General features: G+C 62.6%; 19 protein-coding genes and 1 riboswitch. Of the genes, 6 read left to right on the forward strand and 13 right to left on the reverse strand.

Going from position 1 to position 21899, the window contains the following annotated elements:
- Positions 1 to 80 precede the first annotated feature (80 nt).
- A complete protein-coding gene (gene putA, locus ACFIQF_RS16420; RefSeq protein WP_393944502.1) occupies positions 81 to 3947 on the forward strand; it encodes a trifunctional transcriptional regulator/proline dehydrogenase/L-glutamate gamma-semialdehyde dehydrogenase in 3867 nt (1288 codons plus the stop codon).
- A 79-nt stretch (positions 3948 to 4026) separates the two neighbouring features.
- Here the strand turns inward: putA and ACFIQF_RS16425 are convergent, their stop codons facing one another.
- The gene (locus ACFIQF_RS16425; RefSeq protein ID WP_393944503.1) at positions 4027 to 4599 is read right to left on the reverse strand and encodes a TMEM165/GDT1 family protein; all 573 of its coding nucleotides are present in this window, start codon (positions 4597 to 4599) and stop codon (positions 4027 to 4029) included.
- 36 nt (positions 4600 to 4635) lie between these two features.
- Positions 4636 to 4823: riboswitch (yybP-ykoY riboswitch) on the reverse strand.
- Between the two features lie 233 nt (positions 4824 to 5056).
- On the opposite strand from ACFIQF_RS16425, the gene rbp (ACFIQF_RS16430) reads away from it, so the two are divergent.
- Together rbp (ACFIQF_RS16430) and rbp (ACFIQF_RS16435) are read left to right on the forward strand one after the other, a co-directional pair.
- On the forward strand, positions 5057 to 5440 hold the full coding sequence (rbp, locus tag ACFIQF_RS16430; RefSeq protein WP_393944505.1) for an RNA-binding regulator: 384 nt from the start codon (positions 5057 to 5059) through the stop codon (positions 5438 to 5440).
- 299 nt (positions 5441 to 5739) lie between these two features.
- Positions 5740 to 6318: an RNA-binding regulator gene (rbp, locus tag ACFIQF_RS16435; RefSeq protein ID WP_393944507.1), complete on the forward strand. Its 579-nt coding sequence runs from the start codon at positions 5740 to 5742 to the stop codon at positions 6316 to 6318.
- 249 nt (positions 6319 to 6567) lie between these two features.
- Here the strand turns inward: rbp (ACFIQF_RS16435) and ACFIQF_RS16440 are convergent, their stop codons facing one another.
- From ACFIQF_RS16440 to ACFIQF_RS16455, 4 genes are read right to left on the reverse strand one after another with little or no spacing between them, the layout of a single operon-like run.
- Positions 6568 to 7380 (reverse strand): SDR family oxidoreductase, encoded by an 813-nt coding sequence (locus tag ACFIQF_RS16440; protein ID WP_393944508.1) that lies wholly within the window; start codon positions 7378 to 7380, stop codon positions 6568 to 6570.
- A 3-nt stretch (positions 7381 to 7383) separates the two neighbouring features.
- A complete protein-coding gene (lptC, locus tag ACFIQF_RS16445) occupies positions 7384 to 7983 on the reverse strand; it encodes an LPS export ABC transporter periplasmic protein LptC (protein WP_393944509.1) in 600 nt (199 codons plus the stop codon).
- A complete protein-coding gene (locus ACFIQF_RS16450; RefSeq protein WP_393944511.1) occupies positions 7980 to 8552 on the reverse strand; it encodes a KdsC family phosphatase in 573 nt (190 codons plus the stop codon). Before ACFIQF_RS16450 ends, lptC begins: the two co-directional genes overlap by 4 nt.
- Positions 8552 to 9550 carry a KpsF/GutQ family sugar-phosphate isomerase gene (locus tag ACFIQF_RS16455; protein WP_393944512.1) on the reverse strand — a complete coding sequence of 333 codons (999 nt, stop codon included), beginning with the start codon at positions 9548 to 9550 and terminating at the stop codon, positions 8552 to 8554. The genes ACFIQF_RS16450 and ACFIQF_RS16455 overlap by 1 nt, the downstream gene beginning before the upstream one ends.
- A gap of 122 nt (positions 9551 to 9672) precedes the next feature.
- Between ACFIQF_RS16455 and ACFIQF_RS16460 the strand changes: the two genes are divergently transcribed.
- Positions 9673 to 10227, forward strand: a complete 555-nt coding sequence (locus tag ACFIQF_RS16460; protein ID WP_393944514.1) for an adenine phosphoribosyltransferase — start codon at positions 9673 to 9675, stop codon at positions 10225 to 10227.
- A 32-nt stretch (positions 10228 to 10259) separates the two neighbouring features.
- Here the strand turns inward: ACFIQF_RS16460 and ACFIQF_RS16465 are convergent, their stop codons facing one another.
- On the reverse strand, positions 10260 to 11054 hold the full coding sequence (locus ACFIQF_RS16465) for a hypothetical protein (RefSeq protein ID WP_393944516.1): 795 nt from the start codon (positions 11052 to 11054) through the stop codon (positions 10260 to 10262).
- Positions 11055 to 11306: 252 nt separating this feature from the next.
- Complete coding sequence (locus tag ACFIQF_RS16470) at positions 11307 to 11783, reverse strand: Crp/Fnr family transcriptional regulator (RefSeq protein WP_393944517.1); 477 nt, start codon at positions 11781 to 11783, stop codon at positions 11307 to 11309.
- A gap of 189 nt (positions 11784 to 11972) precedes the next feature.
- Between ACFIQF_RS16470 and ACFIQF_RS16475 the strand changes: the two genes are divergently transcribed.
- A complete protein-coding gene (locus ACFIQF_RS16475) occupies positions 11973 to 12899 on the forward strand; it encodes a class I SAM-dependent methyltransferase (RefSeq protein WP_393944518.1) in 927 nt (308 codons plus the stop codon).
- Positions 12900 to 12934: 35 nt separating this feature from the next.
- Here the strand turns inward: ACFIQF_RS16475 and ACFIQF_RS16480 are convergent, their stop codons facing one another.
- Genes ACFIQF_RS16480 through ACFIQF_RS16490 form a run of 3 tightly spaced genes read right to left on the reverse strand, consistent with a single transcriptional unit; the run spans position 12935 to position 16346 of the window.
- Entirely contained in the window at positions 12935 to 13867 is a 933-nt protein-coding gene (locus ACFIQF_RS16480; RefSeq protein ID WP_393944519.1) for an N-carbamoyl-D-amino-acid hydrolase, read from the reverse strand.
- A 34-nt stretch (positions 13868 to 13901) separates the two neighbouring features.
- Positions 13902 to 15338: an N-acyl-D-amino-acid deacylase family protein gene (locus ACFIQF_RS16485; RefSeq protein WP_393944520.1), complete on the reverse strand. Its 1437-nt coding sequence runs from the start codon at positions 15336 to 15338 to the stop codon at positions 13902 to 13904.
- Between the two features lie 24 nt (positions 15339 to 15362).
- Positions 15363 to 16346 (reverse strand): Bug family tripartite tricarboxylate transporter substrate binding protein, encoded by a 984-nt coding sequence (locus ACFIQF_RS16490; protein ID WP_393944522.1) that lies wholly within the window; start codon positions 16344 to 16346, stop codon positions 15363 to 15365.
- A gap of 123 nt (positions 16347 to 16469) precedes the next feature.
- Here ACFIQF_RS16490 and ACFIQF_RS16495 point away from each other — a divergent pair, with 123 nt between their 5' ends.
- Positions 16470 to 17447, forward strand: coding sequence for a LysR family transcriptional regulator (locus tag ACFIQF_RS16495; protein WP_393944524.1), 978 nt, complete (start codon positions 16470 to 16472; stop codon positions 17445 to 17447).
- Between the two features lie 51 nt (positions 17448 to 17498).
- On the opposite strand, the gene ACFIQF_RS16500 is transcribed toward ACFIQF_RS16495, so the two are convergent.
- From ACFIQF_RS16500 to ACFIQF_RS16510, 3 genes are all read right to left on the reverse strand, one after another.
- On the reverse strand, positions 17499 to 18296 hold the full coding sequence (locus ACFIQF_RS16500; RefSeq protein ID WP_393944525.1) for a peptidoglycan DD-metalloendopeptidase family protein: 798 nt from the start codon (positions 18294 to 18296) through the stop codon (positions 17499 to 17501).
- A gap of 92 nt (positions 18297 to 18388) precedes the next feature.
- Complete coding sequence (gene mnmE / locus ACFIQF_RS16505; RefSeq protein ID WP_393944527.1) at positions 18389 to 19873, reverse strand: tRNA uridine-5-carboxymethylaminomethyl(34) synthesis GTPase MnmE; 1485 nt, start codon at positions 19871 to 19873, stop codon at positions 18389 to 18391.
- A gap of 249 nt (positions 19874 to 20122) precedes the next feature.
- A complete protein-coding gene (locus ACFIQF_RS16510; protein WP_393944529.1) occupies positions 20123 to 21706 on the reverse strand; it encodes an ABC transporter substrate-binding protein in 1584 nt (527 codons plus the stop codon).
- Positions 21707 to 21899 lie beyond the last annotated feature (193 nt).

Here is a 21899-nt window from a genome sequence, read left to right on the forward strand (position 1 = left end):
AGCCACATTATGGAGAGAAATTCACCAGACAAAGCTGCACACTGCGGATATTCACTATCTCTTTCTTGCCCGAGGCCACCATGACCGCTTCCGCCTTGTTGACCGACCGCCCTAGCTTTCTTGAACAAAACCCTGCGCAATCCCGCAACGGAAAAGCGCCAGCAGCTAGCATTTTTGCTGCTTTGACGCCGGCTTTGCAGCCCGCCACGCCACTGCGCGCCGCCATCACCGCCGCCTACCGCAAGAGCGAGCCCGAGGCGCTGGCCGATCTGCTGCCGCAAGCCACGCCGCCAGCCGCCATCACCCAGGCTGGCGACGCCTTGGCGCTGGAGCTGGCCAAGAAGCTGCGCGAGCGCAAGGCCGACGCAGGCCGCGCCGGCCTGGTGCAAGGCTTGCTGCAGGAGTTTGCGCTGTCGTCGCAAGAAGGCATTGCGCTGATGTGCCTGGCCGAGGCCCTGCTGCGCATTCCCGACACGGCCACGCGCGACGTGCTGATCCGCGACAAAATCTCGCACGGCGAATGGAAAGCCCACGTGGGCAAAAGCCCGTCGATGTTCGTCAACGCCGCCGCCTGGGGCCTGGTGCTGACGGGCAAGCTGGTGGCCACGCACAGTGAAGGCTCGCTCGGCCAATCGCTCACGCGCCTGATCGGCCGTGGTGGTGAGCCGCTCATCCGCAAGGGCGTGGACATGGCCATGCGCATGATGGGCGAGCAGTTTGTGACCGGCGAAACCATTGGCGAAGCGCTGCAAAACGCCGAGCGCCTGGAGGCCAAGGGCTTCCGCTATTCGTACGACATGCTCGGCGAAGCGGCCATGACCAGCGACGACGCGCAGCGCTACCTGCGCGATTACGAAAACGCCATCCACGCCATTGGCAAAGCCAGCAAGGGCCGCGGCGTGTACGAAGGCCCGGGCATCTCGATCAAGCTCAGCGCCCTGCATCCGCGCTACAGCCGCGCCCAGCACGAGCGCGTGCTGGCCGAGCTCTACCCCGTGGTGCTGCAGCTGACGGTGCTGGCCAAGCAGTACAACATTGGCCTGAATATCGACGCCGAAGAGGCCGACCGCCTGGAGCTCTCGCTCGACCTGCTGGAAAAGCTGTGCTTTGCGCCCGAGCTGGCCGGTTTTGCCGGTATCGGTTTTGTGGTGCAGGCTTACCAAAAGCGCTGCCCCTTTGTGCTGGATTTCATCATCGACCTCGCTCGCCGCAGCCAGCACCGCCTGATGGTGCGCTTGGTCAAGGGCGCGTACTGGGACAGCGAAATCAAGCGCGCCCAGGTCGATGGCCTGGAGGGCTACCCGGTCTACACGCGCAAGGCATATACCGATGTGTCGTACATCGCCAATGCGCGCAAGCTGTTGGCCGCGCCCGATGCCATCTACCCGCAGTTCGCCACGCACAACGCCCACACGCTGGCCACCATTTACCACCTGGCCGACCCGGCCAAATACCAGCCAGGCCAGTACGAGTTTCAGTGCCTGCACGGCATGGGCGAGCCGCTGTACGAACAAGTGGTAGGCCGCAACGCCGCAGAGAACCTGGGCCGCCCTTGCCGCATCTACGCGCCGGTGGGCACGCACGAAACGCTGCTGGCCTACCTGGTGCGCCGCCTGCTGGAAAACGGCGCCAACACCAGCTTTGTCAATCGCATTGCCGACCAGGACATTCCGCTGTCCAAGCTGGTGGAAAACCCCGTCACCACCGTGCAGCAGTGGGCGCAAAGCGAAGGCCAGCTCGGCCAGCCCAACCCGCACATCGCGCAGCCGCGTGGCTTGTATGGAGCCAGCCGCGCCAACTCCGCAGGCCTGGATCTGTCCAACGACGACCGCCTGCGCCAGCTGCAAAGCGATCTGCAAGCCAGCGCCCAGATGAACTGGGTGGCCGAGCCCCTGCTGGCCGATGGCGCGCCCGCATCGAGCAACCCGGCAGAGAACGTGATCAACCCTGCCGATCACGCAGACATCGTTGGCCAGGTCACCAACGCCTCGGCCGAGCAGGTTGAATTTGCGCTGGCTGCCGCACAAGCCGCTGCCGCCCGCTGGCAAGCCACGCCGGTAGCACAGCGCGCCGATTGCCTGGCCAAGGCCGGTGATCTGCTGGAAGCGCACATGCCTACCTTGATGGGCGTGCTGGTGCGCGAAGCGGGCAAAACCTGCTCCAACGCGATTGCCGAAGTACGCGAGGCGGTGGACTTTTTGCGCTTTTACGCAGCGCAAGTGCGCAACTGGAACAACAGCGATTACCAGGCGCTCGGCCCGGTGGTCTGCATCAGCCCCTGGAACTTCCCGCTTGCCATCTTCACCGGCCAGGTAGCCGCTGCGCTGGCCGCAGGCAACACCGTGCTGACCAAGCCGGCTGAGCAAACCCCGCTGATCGCCGCCGCCGCCGTGCAAGCGCTGTGGCAAGCAGGCGTGCCGCACGACGTGCTGCAACTGCTGCCCGGCACCGGCGAAACCGTGGGCGCCCGCCTGACCGCCGATGCCCGCGTACAAGGCGTGATGTTCACCGGCTCCACCGAGGTGGCGCGCATTCTGCAAAAAACCCTGGCCCAGCGCCTGGACGCACACGGCAAGCCCGTCACCCTGGTGGCCGAAACCGGCGGCCAGAACGCGATGATCGTGGATTCATCCGCGCTCGCCGAGCAAGTGGTGGTGGACGTACTGTCTTCCGCCTTCGACTCCGCCGGCCAGCGCTGCTCGGCCCTGCGCGTGCTGTGCGTGCAGGAGGAAGCGGCCGACCGCCTCTTCCACATGCTGCGCGGCGCCATGCAAGAGCTGAACGTGGGCAACCCGGCGCAGCTGAAAACCGACGTCGGCCCGGTGATCGACGCCGAGGCCAAGGGCATCATCGACCGCCACATTGCGCAAATGCAAAGCAACGGCCATCAGGTGTGGCAAAACACCGGCAGCCAGGCGCCCGGCACCTTTGTGCCGCCCACGGTGATCGCCATTAATCAGCTGGCAGAGCTGAAGCGCGAAGTGTTCGGCCCGGTGCTGCACATCCTGCGCTACAAGCGCGAGAACCTGAAGCAACTGGTGGCCGACATCAACGCCACCGGCTATGCGCTGACCCTGGGCCTGCACACCCGTATTGACGAAACCATTGCCCAGGTGATGGACGCTGCACACGCTGGCAACATTTACGTCAACCGCAACATCGTCGGTGCCGTGGTGGGCGTGCAGCCTTTTGGTGGCGAAGGCCTCTCCGGCACCGGCCCCAAAGCCGGTGGCCCGCTGTACATGTTGCGCCTGCTGGCCAGCATGCCCGCCACCGCTACGGCTGACGCACTGGCCCACCTGCCACGCATGCAAGGCGCAGAAGCCAAGACGGCTGCCACACCCGGCAAGCGCGGCAATGCGCACGGTTTGGAGTTGGCCGACGCCGCACCAGCGCCAGCGCTGGCCGCACTGCAAACCTGGGCACAGCAACAGGGCTCGAACACGTTGCCCGCGTTGTGCCGCGCCTATGCAGCGCACACAGGCAACGGCTTTGCGGCCGAGCTGCCTGGCTCCACCGGCGAGCGCAATCTCTATGTGTTGAGCGGCCGCGCGCGCATTGCCTGCCTGGCCAGCAGCGCCGAGCAACTGCTGGCGCAACTGGCTGCCGTGCTCGCCGTGGGCGCCACCGCCGTCTGGCCGCAAAGCAGCGCCAACGCGGCTTTGCTGGGCCAATTACCAGCCGAAGTGCGTGCCCATGTGCAGCTCTCGCAACACAGCGGCACGGCGCTGCTGCAATCTGAGGCCTTTGATGCGCTGCTGGCCGATGCGGGCAGCGACTGGCTCACCACCGGCACGCAACTGGCAGGCCGCACAGGCGCCATCGTGCCCATCACCGCACAAAACGCCGACGGCAGCGCCCCGCTGTTCCGCCTGCTGGCCGAGCACGCCATCAGCATCAACACCGCAGCAGCAGGCGGCAATGCGAGCCTGATGACGCTGGGTTAAAACCGCCCGGGCACAAAAAAGCGGCTGGCGCCCCGACAAGGAGCGCCAGCCGCTTTGCTTTGGCTACATCACTGCGGCATCAGTCGATGTGCGTCACCAGCGCGGCAACGCCCAGCAGCAAGAAGATCACGGCGCAAACGCGGTGGATCCACTTGATCGGCAGCTTCTTGGTGATCTTGTCGCCAAACCACACCACGGGCGCGTTGGCCAGCATCATGCCCAACGTGGTGCCCGCCACCACCCAGTAATACTGGGACGGATATTTGGCGGCCAGGCCCACGGTGGCCAGCTGCGTCTTGTCGCCCATCTCGGCCAGGAAGAACAGCAGCACGGTGGTACCAAACACGCCCCAGCGGCCGCTGCTTTTGCCGGCTTCGTCCTCGTCGATCTTGTCGGGGATCAGCATCCAGCCGGCCATCAAGATGAACGAGACGCCCAAAATCCAGCGCAACACATCCGGGCCCAGCATGGTGGTGACCCAGGCGCCTACCGCGCCAGCCAGCGCATGGTTGACGATGGTGGCGGCAAAAATGCCCAGCACGATGGGCATGGGTTTGCGGTACTTGGCCGCGAGCACGAGCGAGAGCAGCTGCGTCTTGTCGCCCATTTCGGCGAGGGCGACGACAGCGGTCGAGATGAAAAAGGCATCCATGGTGTGGGGTGTTATAGCGCCGGATGGTTGCAAGACAGCATCGACCGCGTCGCGACTCCGGCTTTGGATCGCAACGAGGTCAATGGTCTCGCCAAGCATGCTGAATTGCTCAGATGCCGTGTACGCCATAGGCCCGATTGTTTGCACGCTCGCGGCCCAAGTCTGTTGACGCACACTCCGCGACGCTTCAGGCGCCCGGCAGGCTACTCCCCATAGACAGGCCGCCATCATAGCGGTTTTGCCGTGCGGCGGTGCAACAAAAACCCACAGAAGGGAAAATACCAAGCCCTTACAGGCAGAATTGTCAACACGCAGTCAGAGACTGCACCCATAATGTCGGAGCCTTTGTGTGCAGCAGCATGCTGGGCACGCGCGGTGATCCGTCTTGGAAGTTGTCACAGGTTTGTTGATTGCGTCAGGCTCCATCGCATCTTTTCTCTTTTTTCGGAGTCCTTTCATGGGCAACAAACTGTACGTGGGCAACCTGCCCTATTCTTTCCGCGACGGCGATCTGGAAAGCACCTTCAGCCAATTCGGCTCGGTCTCCAGCGCCAAGGTCATGATGGAGCGCGACACCGGCCGCTCCAAGGGTTTCGGCTTTGTCGAAATGGGCTCGGACGCTGAGGCACAAGCTGCCATCGAAGGCGTGAACGGCCAAGCTATCGGCGGCCGCAACCTGGTGGTCAACGAAGCCCGTCCGATGGAACCCCGTCCTCCCCGCAGCGGCGGCTTCGGCGGTGGCCGTGGCGGCTTTGGCGGCGGCGACCGTGGTGGCTTCGGTGGTGACCGTGGCGGCTTCGGCGGCGATCGCGGTGGTTTCGGCGGCGGCCGCAGCTACTAAGCAGCTGATTGCGCAAGAAACCAAGCGCTTTTTAGCCGGGGGTTTCCTGGTTAAATCCCCAAAAAAGACCTCTTCGAGGTCTTTTTTTATGGAAATTGCAGCATTCCCGCCACAAACAGCGCTAGACAAATACCCGTTCGACATCTTTATCCCAGAAAATCATGGGTGGAGATTTCTCTCCAATGGGCTATTGCGGTGAATAATTGGTTTCGTCGTGACGCATTTGATATGAACAGTGATCAGGTTTTGCGTTTTACGGGACTCCATCGCGTTATTTAAGAGTTATCAGGAGTCCCTCAATGGGCAACAAGCTTTACGTTGGAAATTTGCCTTATCAGGTTCGCGACAACGACCTGGAACAGGCTTTCGGCCAGTTCGGCAGCGTCACCAGCGCCAAGGTCATGATGGAACGCGACACCGGTCGCTCCAAGGGTTTCGGTTTTGTGGAAATGGGCAGCGATGAAGAAGCCCAGGCCGCAATCAACGGCATGAATGGTCAGCCTCTGGGCGGCCGTAATCTGGTCGTGAACGAAGCACGTCCGATGGAGCCCCGTCCTCCCCGCAGCGGCGGTGGTGGCTTCGGCGGCCCCCGTGGCGGTGGCTTCGGTGGCGGTAACCGCGGCGGCTTCGGCGGCGGTGACCGTGGTGGTTTCGGTGGTGGCGGCGGCTACGGTGGTGACCGTGGCGGTTACAACAACGACCGCGGCGGCTTCGGCGGTGGTCGTGGTGACGGCGGCTATGGCCGCGGCGGCAATGACCGTGGCTTCGGCGGCGGCGACCGTGGCGGTGACCGCGATGGCGGCTTCCGCAGCCCTTACGGCAACGGTTCGCGCAACCGTGGCGGCAACCAAGGCTACGACAACAACGACGACTATTGATGCGCACCAGGTGCGTCGCCTTCTGGCAGGCGCACCCGCATGATGGTTCCAGCCCCGCAAGGGGCTTTTTTATTGCCGTTTCATGGGTAGCCGGGCCGGAACAAGAGCTGTATTGACCGTATTCAAGCAGCATCGCTTTGCAGTGAAGCGGTCGCTTGGTCCGGTCACCTCCGCAAAACGAAGACTCCCAACACCGGCATGGCAATCGGTCTCGTCACCGCACTTGCGGCCCACTGAAACCCCAAAGCTTTATTGCCCGCGCTCGTTGTGGCGGTGCTTGCGCTTGCGGTTGGCCACTGCCCGGTCGTACACCGCATTGGGCAACATGCGCAGCAGCTTGGCCACCCAGCCCATCTGCCAGGGGATCACGCGGTAGCTGCAGCCTTTGCCAATCACCTCAAAAGCCCGCTCGGCAAAGGCCTCCGGCTGCATCAAAAACGGCATGGCGTAGCGGTTTTCGCGGGTCAGTGGCGTGGCGACAAAACCGGGGCAGATGGTGACCACGCGCACGCCCGCGCGCTTGAGCTCCACGCGCAAGGTCTCGCAGTAGCTGATGACGGCAGCCTTGCTGGCGCAATACGCACCATGGCCAGGCAGGCCGCGGATGCCGGCCACGCTGGCAATACCCACCAAAGTGCCCGAGCCACGCGCTTGTATGGGGCGTACAAAGGCATGAAAGGTAGCAGCCATGCCGATCACATTGGTGGCGTAAGTCTGCGCCAGAACATCCAGGTCTTCGCGCTCAGCCGTATCAATGCCGTAGCTCACGCCAGCATTGGCAATCACCACATCGGGCAGGCCTTGGGTTTGCAAGCAGTGCTCACAGGCGGCAATGATCTGCGCTTGCTGCGCCACATCGGCACCATAAATTTGGTAGCGCTCTGCGCTGAGTGAATTTTCCGCTGCCCAGGCCTGCATGCGCTCGGTGCGGCGGGCCACCAAGGCCAGGCGCCAGCCGGCCTGGTAGTAGCGCAGCGCCAGCGCCTGGCCAATGCCGCTGGAGGCGCCAGTGATCAGCACCAGCGGTGCCTTGCTTGCTTGCGTGCTGACCAGCTCGCCCATCGCTTAGCGGCTGGGCACCAAGGTGCCGCGCACCCGGCCCTTCAGCTCAGCCACCTGGTTGAGGTTGTTGAAGGTCATGCTGTCGGCCGTGAAGCGGTTGTTGCCGCGGATGATCTCGACCGGTTTGTTCGAGCTGACCCGCTCTTCGTTGACGAAGGCGTGCAGAAAATCGCCACGAAACTCCATCTGCGGCGCGCCCGGCTTGTTGGCCTTGCGTACCACGCGGGCATTGCCGAACAGCTGTACTTCCGAGCCATCGGCGTTGGACAGCGCGCGGTCGGCGGTGGCCACGGTCTCCGAGCCATCCGGGCGCACAGCGCGCAGGTTCGCCTGGTCGATCTCCAGCGTTTCGTTGTCCATGAAATGGCGCAGCGTGGTGCCGCGGATCTCGCTGGTCAGCTGGCCGGCCACATCAAAGCTGCGTACCGAAAAGTCGCGCATGTAGTAATCCACGTCGTGCGCCTTGCTCGCCGCCTCTGCCACCGTCTGCGGCTTGGGGGCATTGCGCACCAGCCACCAGCTGCCCAGTGCCAACAGGCCCATCAAGATGACAGGCAGGTAGATGGACGTCCAGTCCCAGACGCGTCGGATGCGGATATTCATTGGCCGTACCGATCAAGCAGTTGCACGTAGGCGCCGCTGGCGGCCAGCAATACGTCGCAGAATTCACGCGCCGCGCCAGCACCACCACGCTGAACGGTGCTGAAGTGGGCCACACCGCGCACTTCGGCATGGGCATTGGCGGGTGCGCATGCGAGCTGGCAGCGGCGCAGCACCGGCAGATCGGGCCAATCGTCGCCAATGGCGGCCGCCTGCGACCAATCCAACCCCAAAGCTTGCAGCATGTCTTGCGCAGCGGGCAGCTTGTCTTCGGTGCCGTAGCGCACATGCTCCACGCCCAAGGCCGCCAGGCGGTGGCGCAGAGCCCGGGAGTCTCGGCCGGTGATGACGGCAGGCGTGATGCCGGCCTCGCGCAGCATCTTGACGCCGTGCCCGTCCAGCGTGTGAAAGCGCTTGAGCGTCTCACCCGCTTCGCTGATGTACAGGCCGCCATCGGTCAGCACGCCGTCCACATCAAAAAATGCGATCTTGATGCCTTGCGCACGCAGCAGCAACTCGGCTGGCCACTGCTGGGCCGGCGTGATCGGGCCGGGAGAAATCGAGGTCACCATCAAATCACCTTTGCGCGCATCAAATCGCCAATATGCACGATACCTACCAAGTGCTGCTCCGTATCCGTCACCAGCACGCTGGTGATGCGGTGCTCTTCCATCATTGCCGCTGCATCGGCAGCCAAGGCATCGGGGGCGATGCGGCGAGGCGAAGCGTACATCACCTCGGCCGCCGTGGTGTTGCGCAAATCCGCGCCCGCCTCGATGCGGCGGCGCAGATCGCCATCGGTGAAGATGCCTTGCAGCACGCCTTGTGCATCTACCACGGCTGCTGCGCCCATGCCCTTGGCGCTCATCTCGCGCATCAGCTCGCTGAAGCTGGCCGTGGGCAATACCTGCGGCAGCTCGTCGCCCGAGCGCATGACGTCGGCCACGTGCGTGAGCAAACGGCGGCCCAAGGCGCCGCCAGGGTGCGAGCGGGCAAAATCTTCGGCCTTGAAGCCGCGCACATCCAGCAAAGCCACGGCCAGCGCGTCGCCCATGGCCATTTGCGCCGTCGTGCTGGCTGTGGGTGCCAGGTTCAGCGGGCAAGCCTCTTTGTCAACATGGGTGTCGAGCACCCAATCGGCGTGGCGCGCCATGGACGATTCGCGGTTGCCCGTCATCGCCACCACGGGCACGCCCAGGCGCTTGAGCACCGGCAGCAGCACCGAAATTTCGGCGCTTTCGCCGCTGTTGGAGATGGCCAGCACCACGTCATCAGCGGTCACCATGCCCAGGTCGCCATGGCTGGCTTCGCCGGGGTGCACGAAAAAGGCCGGCGTGCCGGTCGAGGCCAGCGTGGCTGCAATCTTGCGCCCCACATGGCCGCTTTTGCCCATGCCGGTGACCACCACACGCCCACTGGTGTTCAGCAAGCGTTGCACCACCTGCACAAAATCGTCGTCCAGGCGCTGCGCCAGGCCGGCAATGGCCTGCGCCTCAATCGTGAAGGTGGATGCAGCCAGCTCGCGGATATGGGCCGCGTCGAACTGGCGGGTGGCTTGAATAGTGCTCATTGGCGCAATTTTATCGGAGCAGGCCAGCCGCACGTGCCATAGGCACAAATGCCGCGCGCCCTGGTTTGCCTTGGCGTTTGGACTACCATGCTGGCTTTGATTGCCCTGCGCCCCCTCTGACCATGCAAGCCCCAGACGTCAACGCCTTTTTGCGCCACCACATCCGCACCGTGCCCGATTGGCCGGCGCCAGGCGTGCAGTTTCGGGACATCACACCGCTGCTGCAGAACCCGCAGGTCTTCCACGTGCTGATCGACGCCTTTGTGCACCGCTACATGGGCCGCGACATGCGCCCGGACGTGGTGGCTGGCCTCGATGCGCGCGGCTTCATCATCGGCGCCGTCATTGCCTACCAACTCAAGGTCGGCTTTGTGCCGATCCGCAAAAAAGGCAAGCTGCCCTTCACCACGGTCGAAGAAACTTATGAGCTCGAATACGGCAGCGCCACCGTGGAGTTGCATGCCGACGCCGTCAAACCCGGCGACCGCGTGCTGCTGGTAGACGACCTGATCGCCACTGGCGGCACCATGATGGCCGGCAAAAACCTGTTGGAAAAGCTGGGCGCCACGGTGATCGAAGGCGCCGCCATTGTGGACCTGCCCGAGCTCGGCGGCTCACAGCGCCTGCGCGATGCCGGCCTGCCGCTGTTCACCCTGGTGGATTTTGCCGGGCATTGAAGCCCGGCCGCGCTACGCCGTAGCGCAAGCCGTCAGTTCAAATCGCCGTACTGGGTGGCGCTGAGGCCGCCAAAATTGGTATCGGAAGTGGGCGCTGGCGCGCCGCCTTTGCGGGCCGCTTGGCGGGCGCTCTCGTTGTTCTGCGCAGCCGTGGCACTGCTGCTGCGGGCCGGCACAATCGGCGCGGGGCGCAAGGCTTCGCCGCCTTCCAGGGCAGGCACGGGGCGCATGGCCGCTTCGAGCAAGGCCTTCTTGAAAGCCTCGATCTCGGCCTCTTCCACCGGATCCACGCCTGGCGTAGCCGCCACCGCTGGCGGCTGCGGAGCCACTACGGGAGCAGCGCCCATCACCACAGGTGCCGAAGCTGCCACACCGGTAGGCGCATTGGCTACGCCTGTACGCACCGCTGCTGGCGCCCCAGCCTTGCTCTTGGCCCCTGGCACTCCCAGCTGGGCATTCAAGCGCCAGTAGACTGAGGTCACCAGAATCTCGAAACGCGATTTGGCCGAATAAGCGATCAAGGCCTCGATCTGGCCGAGCTTGTCGGGGCTGGCACAAAACTGTTCGGCCAAGTCCACCATCACGATGAACTGCGTGGCCCGTTTGTCGAGCGCCAGCACCTTGAACTTGTAACCCGACGACAAAATGCCCGAGCGCACCATCGACTCGCGCACCGCCGAATACACCATTTCGCGCCGTGCCGAGCGCTCGCCAGGGCGCGGAGCGCCATCGGTCGCATGCGGGGCCACCGAAGATTTGGACGCCATCATCGAAGGCCGGCCGGCCCCCGGGTCGTGCTGCACCGTGTGCAGGGATTCGGCAAACACAGAGTGCTGCGCTGCCGAAGCAGACGCAGGTTTTTTACTGGATTTGCCAAGCCATCTGGCAAAAAAAGACATGCCGATTTCCCTACCTGAAAGTGCCAGGCTAGGCCTTCTCCTCGGTCACGCAGAGAATGGCCACACCTATTTGAGCGAAACGAATACCCGTTTCATGACGCAACAGGCGTTCGCAATTGTAGGGAGTCAGTATTGCACAAACGGCTGAAAAATATGCAGAATTCTTGAGCCTAGACAAGCTTATGTTGTGGCGACGCGGCGTTTGCGGTTGCCCAAACGTTTAGCCAATACCGAGCCGGCCGCCATGGCTACGGCGACGGCCACCGTAGGCTGGCGGTTGCACAATTCGGTAAAGCGAATATTGGGCAGGCCCCACAGTCGCGTTGCCGCTACCGCTTGCACGGTGGCGCTGCGCGGTCGGTGCGAAAAGAATGCACCTTCGCCCACCACCGAACCCGCGCCCACAATGGCCAGGCGAATACGTTGCTGCTCGTCCTCAAAATGCACGCTCAGGCTGCCGCTCTCCACAAAAAACAGCGTGCGCTCCTGGCTGCCCTGCTGGAACAGCACCTGCGAAGGTGCCAGATGGGTGGGCGCCAGATACGGTGTCAAAATCTCCCACTGCGCCTTGGTCAGCGGGTTGATCATGCTCTCTTCGTCTTGGCAGTTGTTGATGGCCTCTATCAGACCATTGATATCGCTGGATGTGTTCAACATGGCTTTCTCCTCCGCAATCATCGTTGCATCAACACGATGATCTTTCAGGCATTTTCTCTATCCCGACCAATCTAACCGACGGACTGCCTATTTATATGGCAGCCAAGAAACAATTTGTAAAAATTATCGCCTGCCTTTGGAACACCGCACAAGCCCTCGCTTGCCCGGTGTTGGCAAGCCCACCCAGCCATGCAAGCCTTGTTAGACACCATCGCCACCCTGCCCGCATGCCAAAGCGCACAGCGCCTGTTCCACGGCCGCGGCGGCAAATTCCCCGGATGCGAACATTTGTCGCTCGACATCTACCCGCCCGCTCTCGTGCTGACCAGCTTCGCCCCGCTGGCCGATGAAGAGCTGCAAACCATTGGCGACGCCCTGCAAGCCCGCTGGCAGCAAATCCACCCAGGCGAGCCGCTCCACTGGGTCTACCAATGCCGCGCGCTCGGCGCTGCGCAAACCCGGCTGGTGCAAGGCGAGCTGCCCGAGCCGCACATCGTCAGCGAAGACGGTGCGCAATACCAGGTCCATGTGTTGCGCGGCCAGAACCACGGCCTGTTCCTCGACATGGCCGAAGGCCGCCGCTGGGTGCGCCAGTTCATCGCACGCCAGCCCGAGCCAGAGCGCTGCAAGGTCTTGAATATGTTTGCCTACACCTGCGCCTTCTCAGTGGCCGCGTTGCAGGCGGGCGCGGGCCAGGTGGTCAACATCGACATGAGCAAAGGCGCGCTCTCCAGCGGCCAGCAAAACCACCGCCTCAACCAACTGGCAGGCGGGCAGTTCTGGCCGCACGACATCTTCAGCAGCTGGGGCAAGATCACCCGCACCGGGCCGTACCAGCTGGTCATCATGGACCCGCCCAGTTACCAAAAAGGCAGCTTTGTCGCCACCAAAGATTACGCGCGCCTGATCAAACGCCTGCCCGATCTGCTGCTGCCCGGCGGCTACGCCCTTCTGTGCCTGAATGCGCCCGAACTGCCGCTGTCCTTCTTGAAAGACCAGATGGCCGAGCTCGTGCCCGAGCTGGAGTTCATCGAGCAGGTGGCCAACCCCGCCGTGTTCGCCGACATCTCCCCCGACCGGGCGCTCAAGGTGCTGGCTTATCGGATGCCGTCGTAAAGGCGCGGAGATGAGCGTGAGTGCCGTCTTTCAGTTCAAGGCAATGGCTCGCCAGCCCCGACCCGTTCCACGATGAGCCGATAGTGCTCCGGGCGGCGGTGTTTGGCGAAGTTGAAAACATGCTGCCGGAAATGCTCGCCCAGACTCAGGTCGGCGCTGACGCAAATCACCTCGTCCTCTTCCGTCAAGGTGCGCGCCACGATCTCGCCCGTCGGTGCCACGATGACCGAGCTGCCGATCATGTGGTGACCGTCTTCAGAGCCGCACTTGCCCGCGGCCGCTACCCACATGCCGTTCTGGTAGGCGTTGGCTTGCAGCGAAATCAGGTGGGTACTGGTGCGCAAATGGGCCGGCTCATTCCAATGGATATTGAGCGACGGCGTGTTGTAGCCCAGCAGCATCACTTCCGCGCTCTGCAGCGCCATCACCCGGTACGTCTCCGGCCAGCGGCGGTCGTTGCACAGACACATGCCGAACTTGATGGCCTCTGACTCAAACACCCGGAAACCCAGATCGCCCACATCGAAGTACTTTTTCTCCAAATGCTGGAAAGGGACGTTTTCCTTTTTATCTGCGTGGCCTGGAAGATGGATCTTGCGGTACTTGCCAACAATCTCGCCTTGCGGGCTGACCAGAATGCAAGTGTTGTAGGGGCGACCGTCGGCGGCCAGCTCCGCATAGCCCAGGTAAAAGCCCACGCCCAAGCGCCGCGCCTCATCAAACAGCGGTTGCACCTCGGCATTGGGCATGCAGGTTTCAAAAAATCGTTGCTGTACTTCGGCCTCGTCCATCCAATAACGGGGGAAAAAGGTCGTCAGCGCCAGCTCGGGAAACACCAGCATTTCCGCACCGCGTGCCTTGGCCTCCCCCAGCATGGCCACCAGGCGCTGCACCACCACCGCACGGCTGTCGGCCAAATGCACCGGCCCCATCTGGGCCACGGCCAACCCCAGTTTTCGCTTTGTCATATCGCTCCTTTGGTCTCCTATCTTTTGGCGGTGTTCAGGCTGCCACCGGCTCCTGACGGCGCAAGACCTGGCCTGGCAGTGCGCCCGTTGCTCGGGACTCTGCCCACACCTGCTGGCCATTGACCCACACCTGGGCAATGCCTTCACTGATCTGCATCGGCTCTTCAAAGGTGGCCGCGTCCGCTACCTGCTGCGGGTCAAAAATAACCAGATCAGCAAACCACCCCGGCTTGAGCATGCCGCGCTGGGTGAGCCCGTATTGCTCGCTCGCCAGACCCGTCATGCGATAAATCGCTTCCTCCAACCGCAGCAAGCCACACTCGCGCACCATGCGCTTCAATACACGGGTAAACGTGCCCCACTGGCGTGGATGCGGGTGCGGATCAAAGGGCAGGCCGTCCGAGCCCACCATCGTCAATGGAAACTGGAAGATGCGGTCCACATCCTCCTGCGCCATCAAGAAATAGATGGCGCCTGCGGGCGCCAGACGCGCCAGGGTTGCCTCGTCGTCCAATTGCCATTCGCGCTGCAGATCCGCGAAATCGCGGCCTTTGGCCTCGGGTCGACTTTTCGACCAGGTGATCATGGTGCGCCGCGCCAGGCGCACACGGTCCAGGCGCAGCATGGTCGATGTGGCCGGGTACGGATGGCAATCCACACACACGGGCTGGGCCGCCGATGCCTGTTCAATCAGCGCCAGCGTCTCGGCCGAGCGGCCGTGGTTTCTCTCGCCAGCCAGCTTGTGGTGCGAAAAAATCACCCGGCAGTCGGCCTCCTGCCCTACCGTCAAAGCCTCTTCCATGGCGGGCACAATCTCGTCCGCCTCATCGCGCAAATGGGTGGCATAGACCGCACGGCGGCCGCGTAGCGGCTTGCAAACTGCCAACAACTCTTGCAGCGACGCGCTCCGCGCCGGCGGGTAAAAGGTACCGGTGGAAATGCCAAACGCGCCGTCATCCAAGGCCTCGCTCAGCAGCTCTCGCATCCGGGCACATTCCTGCGGCGTTGCTTCGCGCTGGGTATCGTCCATCACCTTCACGCGCAAAGTCGTGTGCCCCACCAGCGGAATCACATTCACGGCAGACGGCGCCGCTTCCAGCGCCTGCAACCACTGGGCAAAACGCTCAAAGCGGAACAGCTCCGGTGACCCCAACAAATCCAAAGGCTGCGGCACTTGCTCCGCCACCAGCGGCGCCAGGCTGATGCCGCAGTTCCCCGTCACCACACTGGTAATGCCTTGCGAAACCTTGGGCGTCATATCCCGGTGCACCAGCAGATAGCCATCGTCGTGGGTATGCGAGTCGATAAACCCCGGCGCAATGGCTTTGCCTTGCAGATCGATCACGGTATCACCTGCGCCCACCACCACTTCGCCTACAGCGACGATTCGCTCACCGTCCACCGCCACCGAACCCGTTCGCGCAGGGGCCCCGGTTCCGTCAATCAACAAAGCGTTTTGAAAAATCAGCACAATGTCACTTACCTTCCCGCTCGCTCAGTTCAGCTTCTGGATCTTGCTGGATTCGATGATCTCGGCCCACTTCTTGGTTTCACTCGCAATCAGCTTCTGAAAATCCTCCGGCGTTCCGCCCACCGGCTGAGCGCCCAGGCCTTGCAAGCTTTCGCGTACATTCGGGGCCTGCAACACCTTGTCGAGATCAGCGGCCAACGCCTTGGCCTGCTCGGGCGACATCTTGCGGTTGCCCACCACGCCACCCCAAGAGACGATCTCGTAGCCCTTCACGCCCGCCTCATCCATCGTCGGCACCTCTGGCAATTGGTCAATGCGCTTGCCCAGGCGGGTGACCGCCAGTGCCCGCACCTTGCCTGCCTTGATCAAGGGCACCGCTTCAGAGGTGTTGACAAACATGTAGTCCAAGCGGCCACCCATCAAATCTTGCATTGCAGCAGGCCCGCCTTGGTAAGGCACAAAAACCGTATCGAGCTTTTCCAGGTGGTTCAACAACTCGCCGCTCATATGGCCGGTGGTGCCCACGCCGGAAGCGCCGAACGACAGCTTGCCCGGACTCTTGCGAGCGCTTGTCATCAGATCACGCACCGACTTGAAGTCCGAGGCGCTAGGGACAATCAGTACGTTATAGAGATCGAACAGATGCGAAACTGGCACCAGATCCTTGTCCACGTCATAAGGCAGCGTCGTGAACAGTGAGCGGTTCACCGCCAGCGTATTGATGTTGCCGTATCCAATCGACAGCGCATTGCCGCGCATGATCTGCACAATGCCGATGTTGCCGGCCGCTCCCGGCTTGTTTTCCACCACGATGGGGCGGTTTGCGTTCTGCGCCCACTGGTTGGTCACAATGCGGCTGAGCACATCTGGCGAGCCACCCGCAGCCGAGGGCACGATAAAAGTGATGGGCTGATTGGATGCGCCTTGCGCAGCAGCAGGAACCATCCCACTGGCCAGCAAAGCAGAAGCGAAAACGGTGGAGAGGCGAAACAAATGGCGGCGGTTCATGGCATGCATCCTTTACGGGTCCGAAATTTGCTTACAGCGTAAAGAAATACCCAGGCTCCACCAAATCGAAAAATGTTCGTGCATTCGCAAAGAAAGTTATCTACACCAGGGGAAAACACCGAGATGCCCTGCAGCAACCATAGCGAGGCCAGCCCACGCCCCAGCACCAGCACCAGCACCAGCACCAGCACCAGCGCCAGCGCCAGCGCCAGCCGCGGCCTGAACATGCGCCAGTTGGAGGTGTTTCACGCCATCATGACGGCCGGCACCATGAGCGGCGCAGCGCTGGCCCTGCACGTTTCTCAGCCCGCACTGAGCCGGGCATTGGCGCATTGCGAATCTCGGTTGGGCTATCCCCTTTTTGTGCGCGCAGGCCGCAGGTTGCAACCCACACCCGAGGCCTTGCGCCTGCACGAAGAGGCGCGCGAGGTCTACAAAGGGCTGGATCGCCTCAACACTCTGGCCCAGCGCCTGGGCTCGGCAGGCGTCAGCACTTTGAACATCGTCTCGAGCGCTACCTTTGCCAATTCGCTTATCCCGCTGACGCTGCAACAGATGGCCCGCTACAGCCCGGATATCCGTATCGACTTTCGCACCGCCACTTACGACGAACTGCCAGCCTATCTGCTGTCAGAGCAGGCCGAAGTGGGCGTATCGCTGGTGGAATCTCAGCATCCCGGATTGAAGTCCCACCGGATCGGGCAGCAGCGCCTGGTTTGCGTTTTGCCACGACAACACCCTTTGGCCAAACAGCCATCGATTGAGCCATGCCAGCTGGTAGCCAGCCCATGGATCGGTTACCCGCCAGACACACCTTTGGGCCGCGTCTGCGCATCAGAACTGGGCATGGATGCAAGTTCGGCGCTGATCCAGGTACGCTCGCCCGCCATCGCCCTGAGCTTTGTGCAAATGGGCTTGGGCGCAGCCATTGTGGACACTTCTTGCCTGGCTTTCAGCGAAGCAAGCCACTGCGTTGCCAAACCACTGACGGTGCAAGCGCTGTCAGATATCTGGGTCACGACCTCTGCTCGCCACCCTTGCTCAGCTGTTGGTCAGCAGTTTATTGACGCACTGCGCAGCACGTTGCAACGCCTGGGTTAAGTCCAGCTGATCTCGGTGAGCAACACAACCCGGCCTGTCTGAGCCAACGGCTTATTCCGCCAGCACCTCTCCCACCAACAGCAACGGCGCCGGGTTCGGGAAAATGTCGCGCCAGACGGCGGCATAAGCCTGCTCGCCAACGCCTGGGGCATCGGCAAAATCCGGCAGCTCCAGCAAGCTCAATTGCAGGTGCAGGTGTGGCAGCCACCAGCCGTTTTCTTCAAAATCGCCCAGCTCGGCAAACACAGTGCCGGCGGCTATGCGATCGCCCGGCTGCCAGCGCTGGGCCGAGCGGTGGCTCAGGTGGCCCCAAATGCTGAAAAAACGCGGGTGCGCGCCGCTGGCGTGGCGCAGCACCAGCATGCCGCCGTAGTCCAACTGCATGTCGCGCACTTCCGCCACCACTACCTCTGCTTCCAGCGGCAAACTCAGCGGCGTGCCCGCCGGCGCAAAAAGATCCAGCCCCAAATGGCAATCGCGCATGGCGCCGGCCAAACGTTTGGAACGGTAGTTGTCGCTCTGGTAAACGCAGCGCTGCTCCATCCACACGCCCACCCCAATGTCGAACTGCGCTTGCTGCTGGCGCTCCTGGTACGCCTGGGTAGCAGCAACGCGATCCAAGCTGGCACTGGCTTGGGCAATGGCCGAATCCGTGCTGCGCAAATCGACATAGCCCACCCGCGCCTTGTCCAAACCAGGCATCAGCCCGCTCCAACTGGCCCGGTTTTGGGCCACCCAGGCATGAAATGCCTCCGCTTGCGGCGCAGCTGGCTCGCCTTGCCCGTGGCGTGCAATGGCGGCAGCGATGGGGTCGTCGGCGATGGTGTTGGTGGATGAGTCAGCAGACATGATTAGCAGGCAAACCTTGTAGCAATGCCGGCATTGTGCGCTCGCTAGTCTGGCTCAGCAAGGCAGCGCTATCAGCAAGGCAACAGCACTGCCTATTTCCCAATACAAAAACTCGAAAAAATCACGCCCAGCAGATCGTCCGAGGTGAACTCGCCGGTGATGGCGTTCAGCGATTGCTGTGCCAGGCGCAGCTCTTCGGCCAGCAGGTCGAGCGCGGGGCTGTCTACGTGCAACTGCTCGTCGGCATTGTCCAAATGCTCTTGCACTTGCTGCAGCGCCTGCACGTGGCGGGCGCGGGCGATGTAGGTGCCTTCGGCGGCCGATTGCCAGCCGGCCATGGTCAGCAGTTGCTGGCGCAGCGCGTCCAGGCCCACGCCGGTTTTGGCCGACAGCACCAGCGGCGCATCTTCGCTGGCTTTGTCCGGGTTGTTAGAGTTACTTCCGCTGTGGATGGCGACCAGACCAGCCGCCTCGGCGCTCAGTTGCTGCGCAGTGGCTGCGTTCAGCTCATCGGCCTTGTTCCACACTTGCATGACGGGCACGTTCCAAGGCAATTGCTCGCGCAAGGTGGAGGCGATTTGTGCGTCGGCATCGCGGTAATCGGCTTCGGCCATACGCGTGAGGTCGTGCAAAAACAGCACCGCATCCGCGCTGGCAATTTCTTCCCAGGCGCGGGCAATGCCGATGCGTTCTACCTCGTCTTCGCTCTCGCGCAAGCCGGCGGTGTCGATCACATGCAGCGGCACGCCTTCGATCTGGATGGTTTGCGCCACCTTGTCGCGCGTGGTGCCCGCGATAGGCGTGACGATGGCCAGCTCCGCCCCCGCCAAGGCGTTGAGCAGCGAGCTTTTGCCCGCATTCGGCTGGCCGGCGATCACCACCTTGATACCTTCGCGCAGCAAGGCGCCCTGGCGCGTGCGCTGCATCACCGTGGCCAGGGTGGCGCGCAATTGGTCGAGCTGGCCGTAAGCATCGGCCTTTTGCAGAAAGTCGATTTCTTCTTCGGGGAAATCGAGCGTGGCTTCTACCAGCATGCGCAAGTGCACCAAAGCATCGCGCAAGCGGTGGATTTCTTGCGAGAAGGCGCCCGTCAGCGAACGACTGGCGCTGCGCGCAGCGGCCTCGGTGCTGGCGTCGATCAAATCGGCAATGGCCTCGGCTTGTGCCAAGTCGATCTTGTCGTTCAAAAATGCGCGCTCGGTGAACTCGCCCGGCTCAGCCAAACGCAGGCCGGGCAAGGTGGCTTGGCCACTGCCCGCCAAGGTTTGCGCCGCTTCCAGGCAACGCGCCAGCAGCAGTTGCAGCACTACCGGGCCGCCGTGCGCCTGCAGCTCCAACACGTCTTCGCCGGTGTAGCTGTGCGGCGCCGGAAAGTACAGCGCCAGCCCCTGGTCGATCGCCTGGCCGTCGGCGGCTTTGAAAGGCAGATACGTCGCCTCGCGCGGCTTCAAAGCCTTGCCGCACAACAGCTCCACCAAGGGCGCAATCGCTTTGCCCGACACGCGCACAATCCCCACGGCACCGCGCCCCGGCGCAGTGGCAATGGCAACAATCGGATCGTGGTGGCGGGCAAGCATGGGCGTTCTCTTGGAGGCAAGGTGCCGGTTGCAGCAGCATCGGCACTATTAATTCAATAGCACGATGAAACATCTTGGTTGGCGTTTCAGCAGTGCTTCAATGCAACAGGCACCCGCCAGGCAGGTGCTCAAAGCCCTTGATTATCTGCGCCCCACGCCAAAGCCGCTGCGTTGCGGGCTATAACAAGCGCCCGGTGCTCACGGCAAAAAGCCTGCTGGCGCAGGCTTTGGCTGGGTAGCGCAGGCGGTTTATTTGACCGTCGTCCAAGCCGGGTTAGGCCGCGCATCGGCGCGGTACACCGTCTCGATGTTCTTGCGCATAGCCCAGGGGTAGACCTGGTGGTGCAGCGGGATGGTGTAGAAGTTGTCCTTGGTCAGGGTCAGCGCATCGCTCAAGGCGGCATCGCGCTTGGCCGGGTCGGATTCCAGCTTGGCGGCGTCGATCCGGGCGTCCAGCGCCTTGTCCGAGATGCGGCCGCCGTTGTTGGCGCCGTCGCCGTCCGGGCCGCGCGAGTGGATCAGCGCGCTCAGCGTGTACAGCGCGTCAAACGTGGCCACGCCCCAGCCGTAGAGGAAGGCGTTCGGGTCTGCGTTGCGGATGCGCGGCGAGAACTGCGCCATCGGCACCGCTTGCAAGGTGGTTTTGACGCCAATGCGCGTCCACATCGCAGTGACAGCCTGGCAGATGGCCTCGTCGTTCACGTAGCGGTCGTTCGGGCATTCGAGCTTGAGGGTGAAGCCTTCCGGGTAACCGGCTTCGGCCAGCAGTTTTTTAGCGCCCTCAGGGTCGTACTTGGTAGCGCGCTCGTCGAGTTTTTTGGTCCAGCCGTGCACCATGGGCGCAATCATCGCGCCCGCCGGGATCGACATGCCGCGCATGGTGCGCTTGTGCAGACCATCGCTGTCGATGGCCATGTACAAAGCCTTGCGCACCTTCAGATCTTTGAGCGGATTCTTGCCTGGTGTGCCAGCTCCCGGCAGCTCGTCGCGGAACACATCGAGACCCAAAAAGATGGTGCGGTTCTCGGTGCCTTCGAGCATTTTGAGATCCGGTGTTTTCTTGATGCGCTCCTGGTCTTGCGGCGGTGGGTCGATCATGAAATCGATCTGGCCCGAGATCAGCGCCGCCGTGCGGGCCGCTGCCGATTTGATGGGCGTGAACACCACCTCATCGACATTGCCCGTGTTCTTGTCCCACCAGTCCGGGTTGCGCTTGAGGCTGAGCTTCACGTCGGGCTGCCAGCCCTGCGCTATGTAGGCGCCGGTGCCATTGGTGTTGCGGTTGGAGAAAACATCTTCCTTGGCCGCGTAGTTCTGGCTCTTGACCGCGTTGTTCTTCTCGGCCCAGGCCTTGTTCATGATGCGCGCCTCGGTCAGCTCGCGCAGCAAAATCGGGCTCGGGCCTTTCAAGATCAGGTCCACGGTAAAGTCGTCGATTTTCTTGACTTCTTGGATGCTCTGCGTAGAGCTCATCATGTTCGACGGCGGCGTCATGATGCGCGTGAGCGAGAACACTACGTCATCCGCCGTGAAAGGCGCACCGTCGTGGAATTTCACGCCTTTGCGCAGCTCAAAACGCCACTGTGTGGGGCTGATCTCCGTCCACTTGGTGGCCAGCGCCGGCTCCACCTGAAAGTCTTTGCCATAGCGCACCAGCGGCTCGTAGACCTGCTGCAAAAACGTGTGCGTGGTCTGGTTGTTCTGCGCGTGCGGGTCGAGCGTCACAATGTCGTTGGCCCCCGCCCAGCGCAAGGTGGCAGCCTGTGCAGCGCCCGCGCAAAGCAGGGCCGCCAGCGCAAGCACCGTGGGGCGAAATGTCGAGACCTGGGCCATAGCAGTTCCTCCTGGCAAAGCGTTGTAAACAATCCCCTACTTTGGCGCAGTTCGGGCTGCCTGCAATAGTGGATAACCGCCGTAGACAGACCTTGCGTCAACTGGAAATTTCTCGCAGATTGCTACTCAAAAGATAGCTAAAAATCCAAGAAACATCTGGCTTTCATCCGCGTATCCGTTTTAGCCTGAACGG

Source organism: Comamonas trifloxystrobinivorans (genome assembly GCF_043359985.1).
Lineage (GTDB): Bacteria > Pseudomonadota > Gammaproteobacteria > Burkholderiales > Burkholderiaceae_C > Comamonas > Comamonas trifloxystrobinivorans.

Coding starts and splice junctions, on each gene's coding strand:
- putA (WP_393944502.1), top strand. CDS start 81: ATGACCGCTTCCGCCTTGTTGACCGACCGCCCTAGCTTTCTTGAACAA.
- ACFIQF_RS16425 (WP_393944503.1), bottom strand. CDS start 4,599: ATGGATGCCTTTTTCATCTCGACCGCTGTCGTCGCCCTCGCCGAAATG.
- rbp (WP_393944505.1), top strand. CDS start 5,057: ATGGGCAACAAACTGTACGTGGGCAACCTGCCCTATTCTTTCCGCGAC.
- rbp (WP_393944507.1), top strand. CDS start 5,740: ATGGGCAACAAGCTTTACGTTGGAAATTTGCCTTATCAGGTTCGCGAC.
- ACFIQF_RS16440 (WP_393944508.1), bottom strand. CDS start 7,380: ATGGGCGAGCTGGTCAGCACGCAAGCAAGCAAGGCACCGCTGGTGCTG.
- lptC (WP_393944509.1), bottom strand. CDS start 7,983: ATGAATATCCGCATCCGACGCGTCTGGGACTGGACGTCCATCTACCTG.
- ACFIQF_RS16450 (WP_393944511.1), bottom strand. CDS start 8,552: ATGGTGACCTCGATTTCTCCCGGCCCGATCACGCCGGCCCAGCAGTGG.
- ACFIQF_RS16455 (WP_393944512.1), bottom strand. CDS start 9,550: ATGAGCACTATTCAAGCCACCCGCCAGTTCGACGCGGCCCATATCCGC.
- ACFIQF_RS16460 (WP_393944514.1), top strand. CDS start 9,673: ATGCAAGCCCCAGACGTCAACGCCTTTTTGCGCCACCACATCCGCACC.
- ACFIQF_RS16470 (WP_393944517.1), bottom strand. CDS start 11,783: ATGTTGAACACATCCAGCGATATCAATGGTCTGATAGAGGCCATCAAC.
- ACFIQF_RS16475 (WP_393944518.1), top strand. CDS start 11,973: ATGCAAGCCTTGTTAGACACCATCGCCACCCTGCCCGCATGCCAAAGC.
- ACFIQF_RS16480 (WP_393944519.1), bottom strand. CDS start 13,867: ATGACAAAGCGAAAACTGGGGTTGGCCGTGGCCCAGATGGGGCCGGTG.
- ACFIQF_RS16490 (WP_393944522.1), bottom strand. CDS start 16,346: ATGAACCGCCGCCATTTGTTTCGCCTCTCCACCGTTTTCGCTTCTGCT.
- ACFIQF_RS16495 (WP_393944524.1), top strand. CDS start 16,470: ATGCCCTGCAGCAACCATAGCGAGGCCAGCCCACGCCCCAGCACCAGC.
- ACFIQF_RS16500 (WP_393944525.1), bottom strand. CDS start 18,296: ATGTCTGCTGACTCATCCACCAACACCATCGCCGACGACCCCATCGCT.
- mnmE (WP_393944527.1), bottom strand. CDS start 19,873: ATGCTTGCCCGCCACCACGATCCGATTGTTGCCATTGCCACTGCGCCG.
- ACFIQF_RS16510 (WP_393944529.1), bottom strand. CDS start 21,706: ATGGCCCAGGTCTCGACATTTCGCCCCACGGTGCTTGCGCTGGCGGCC.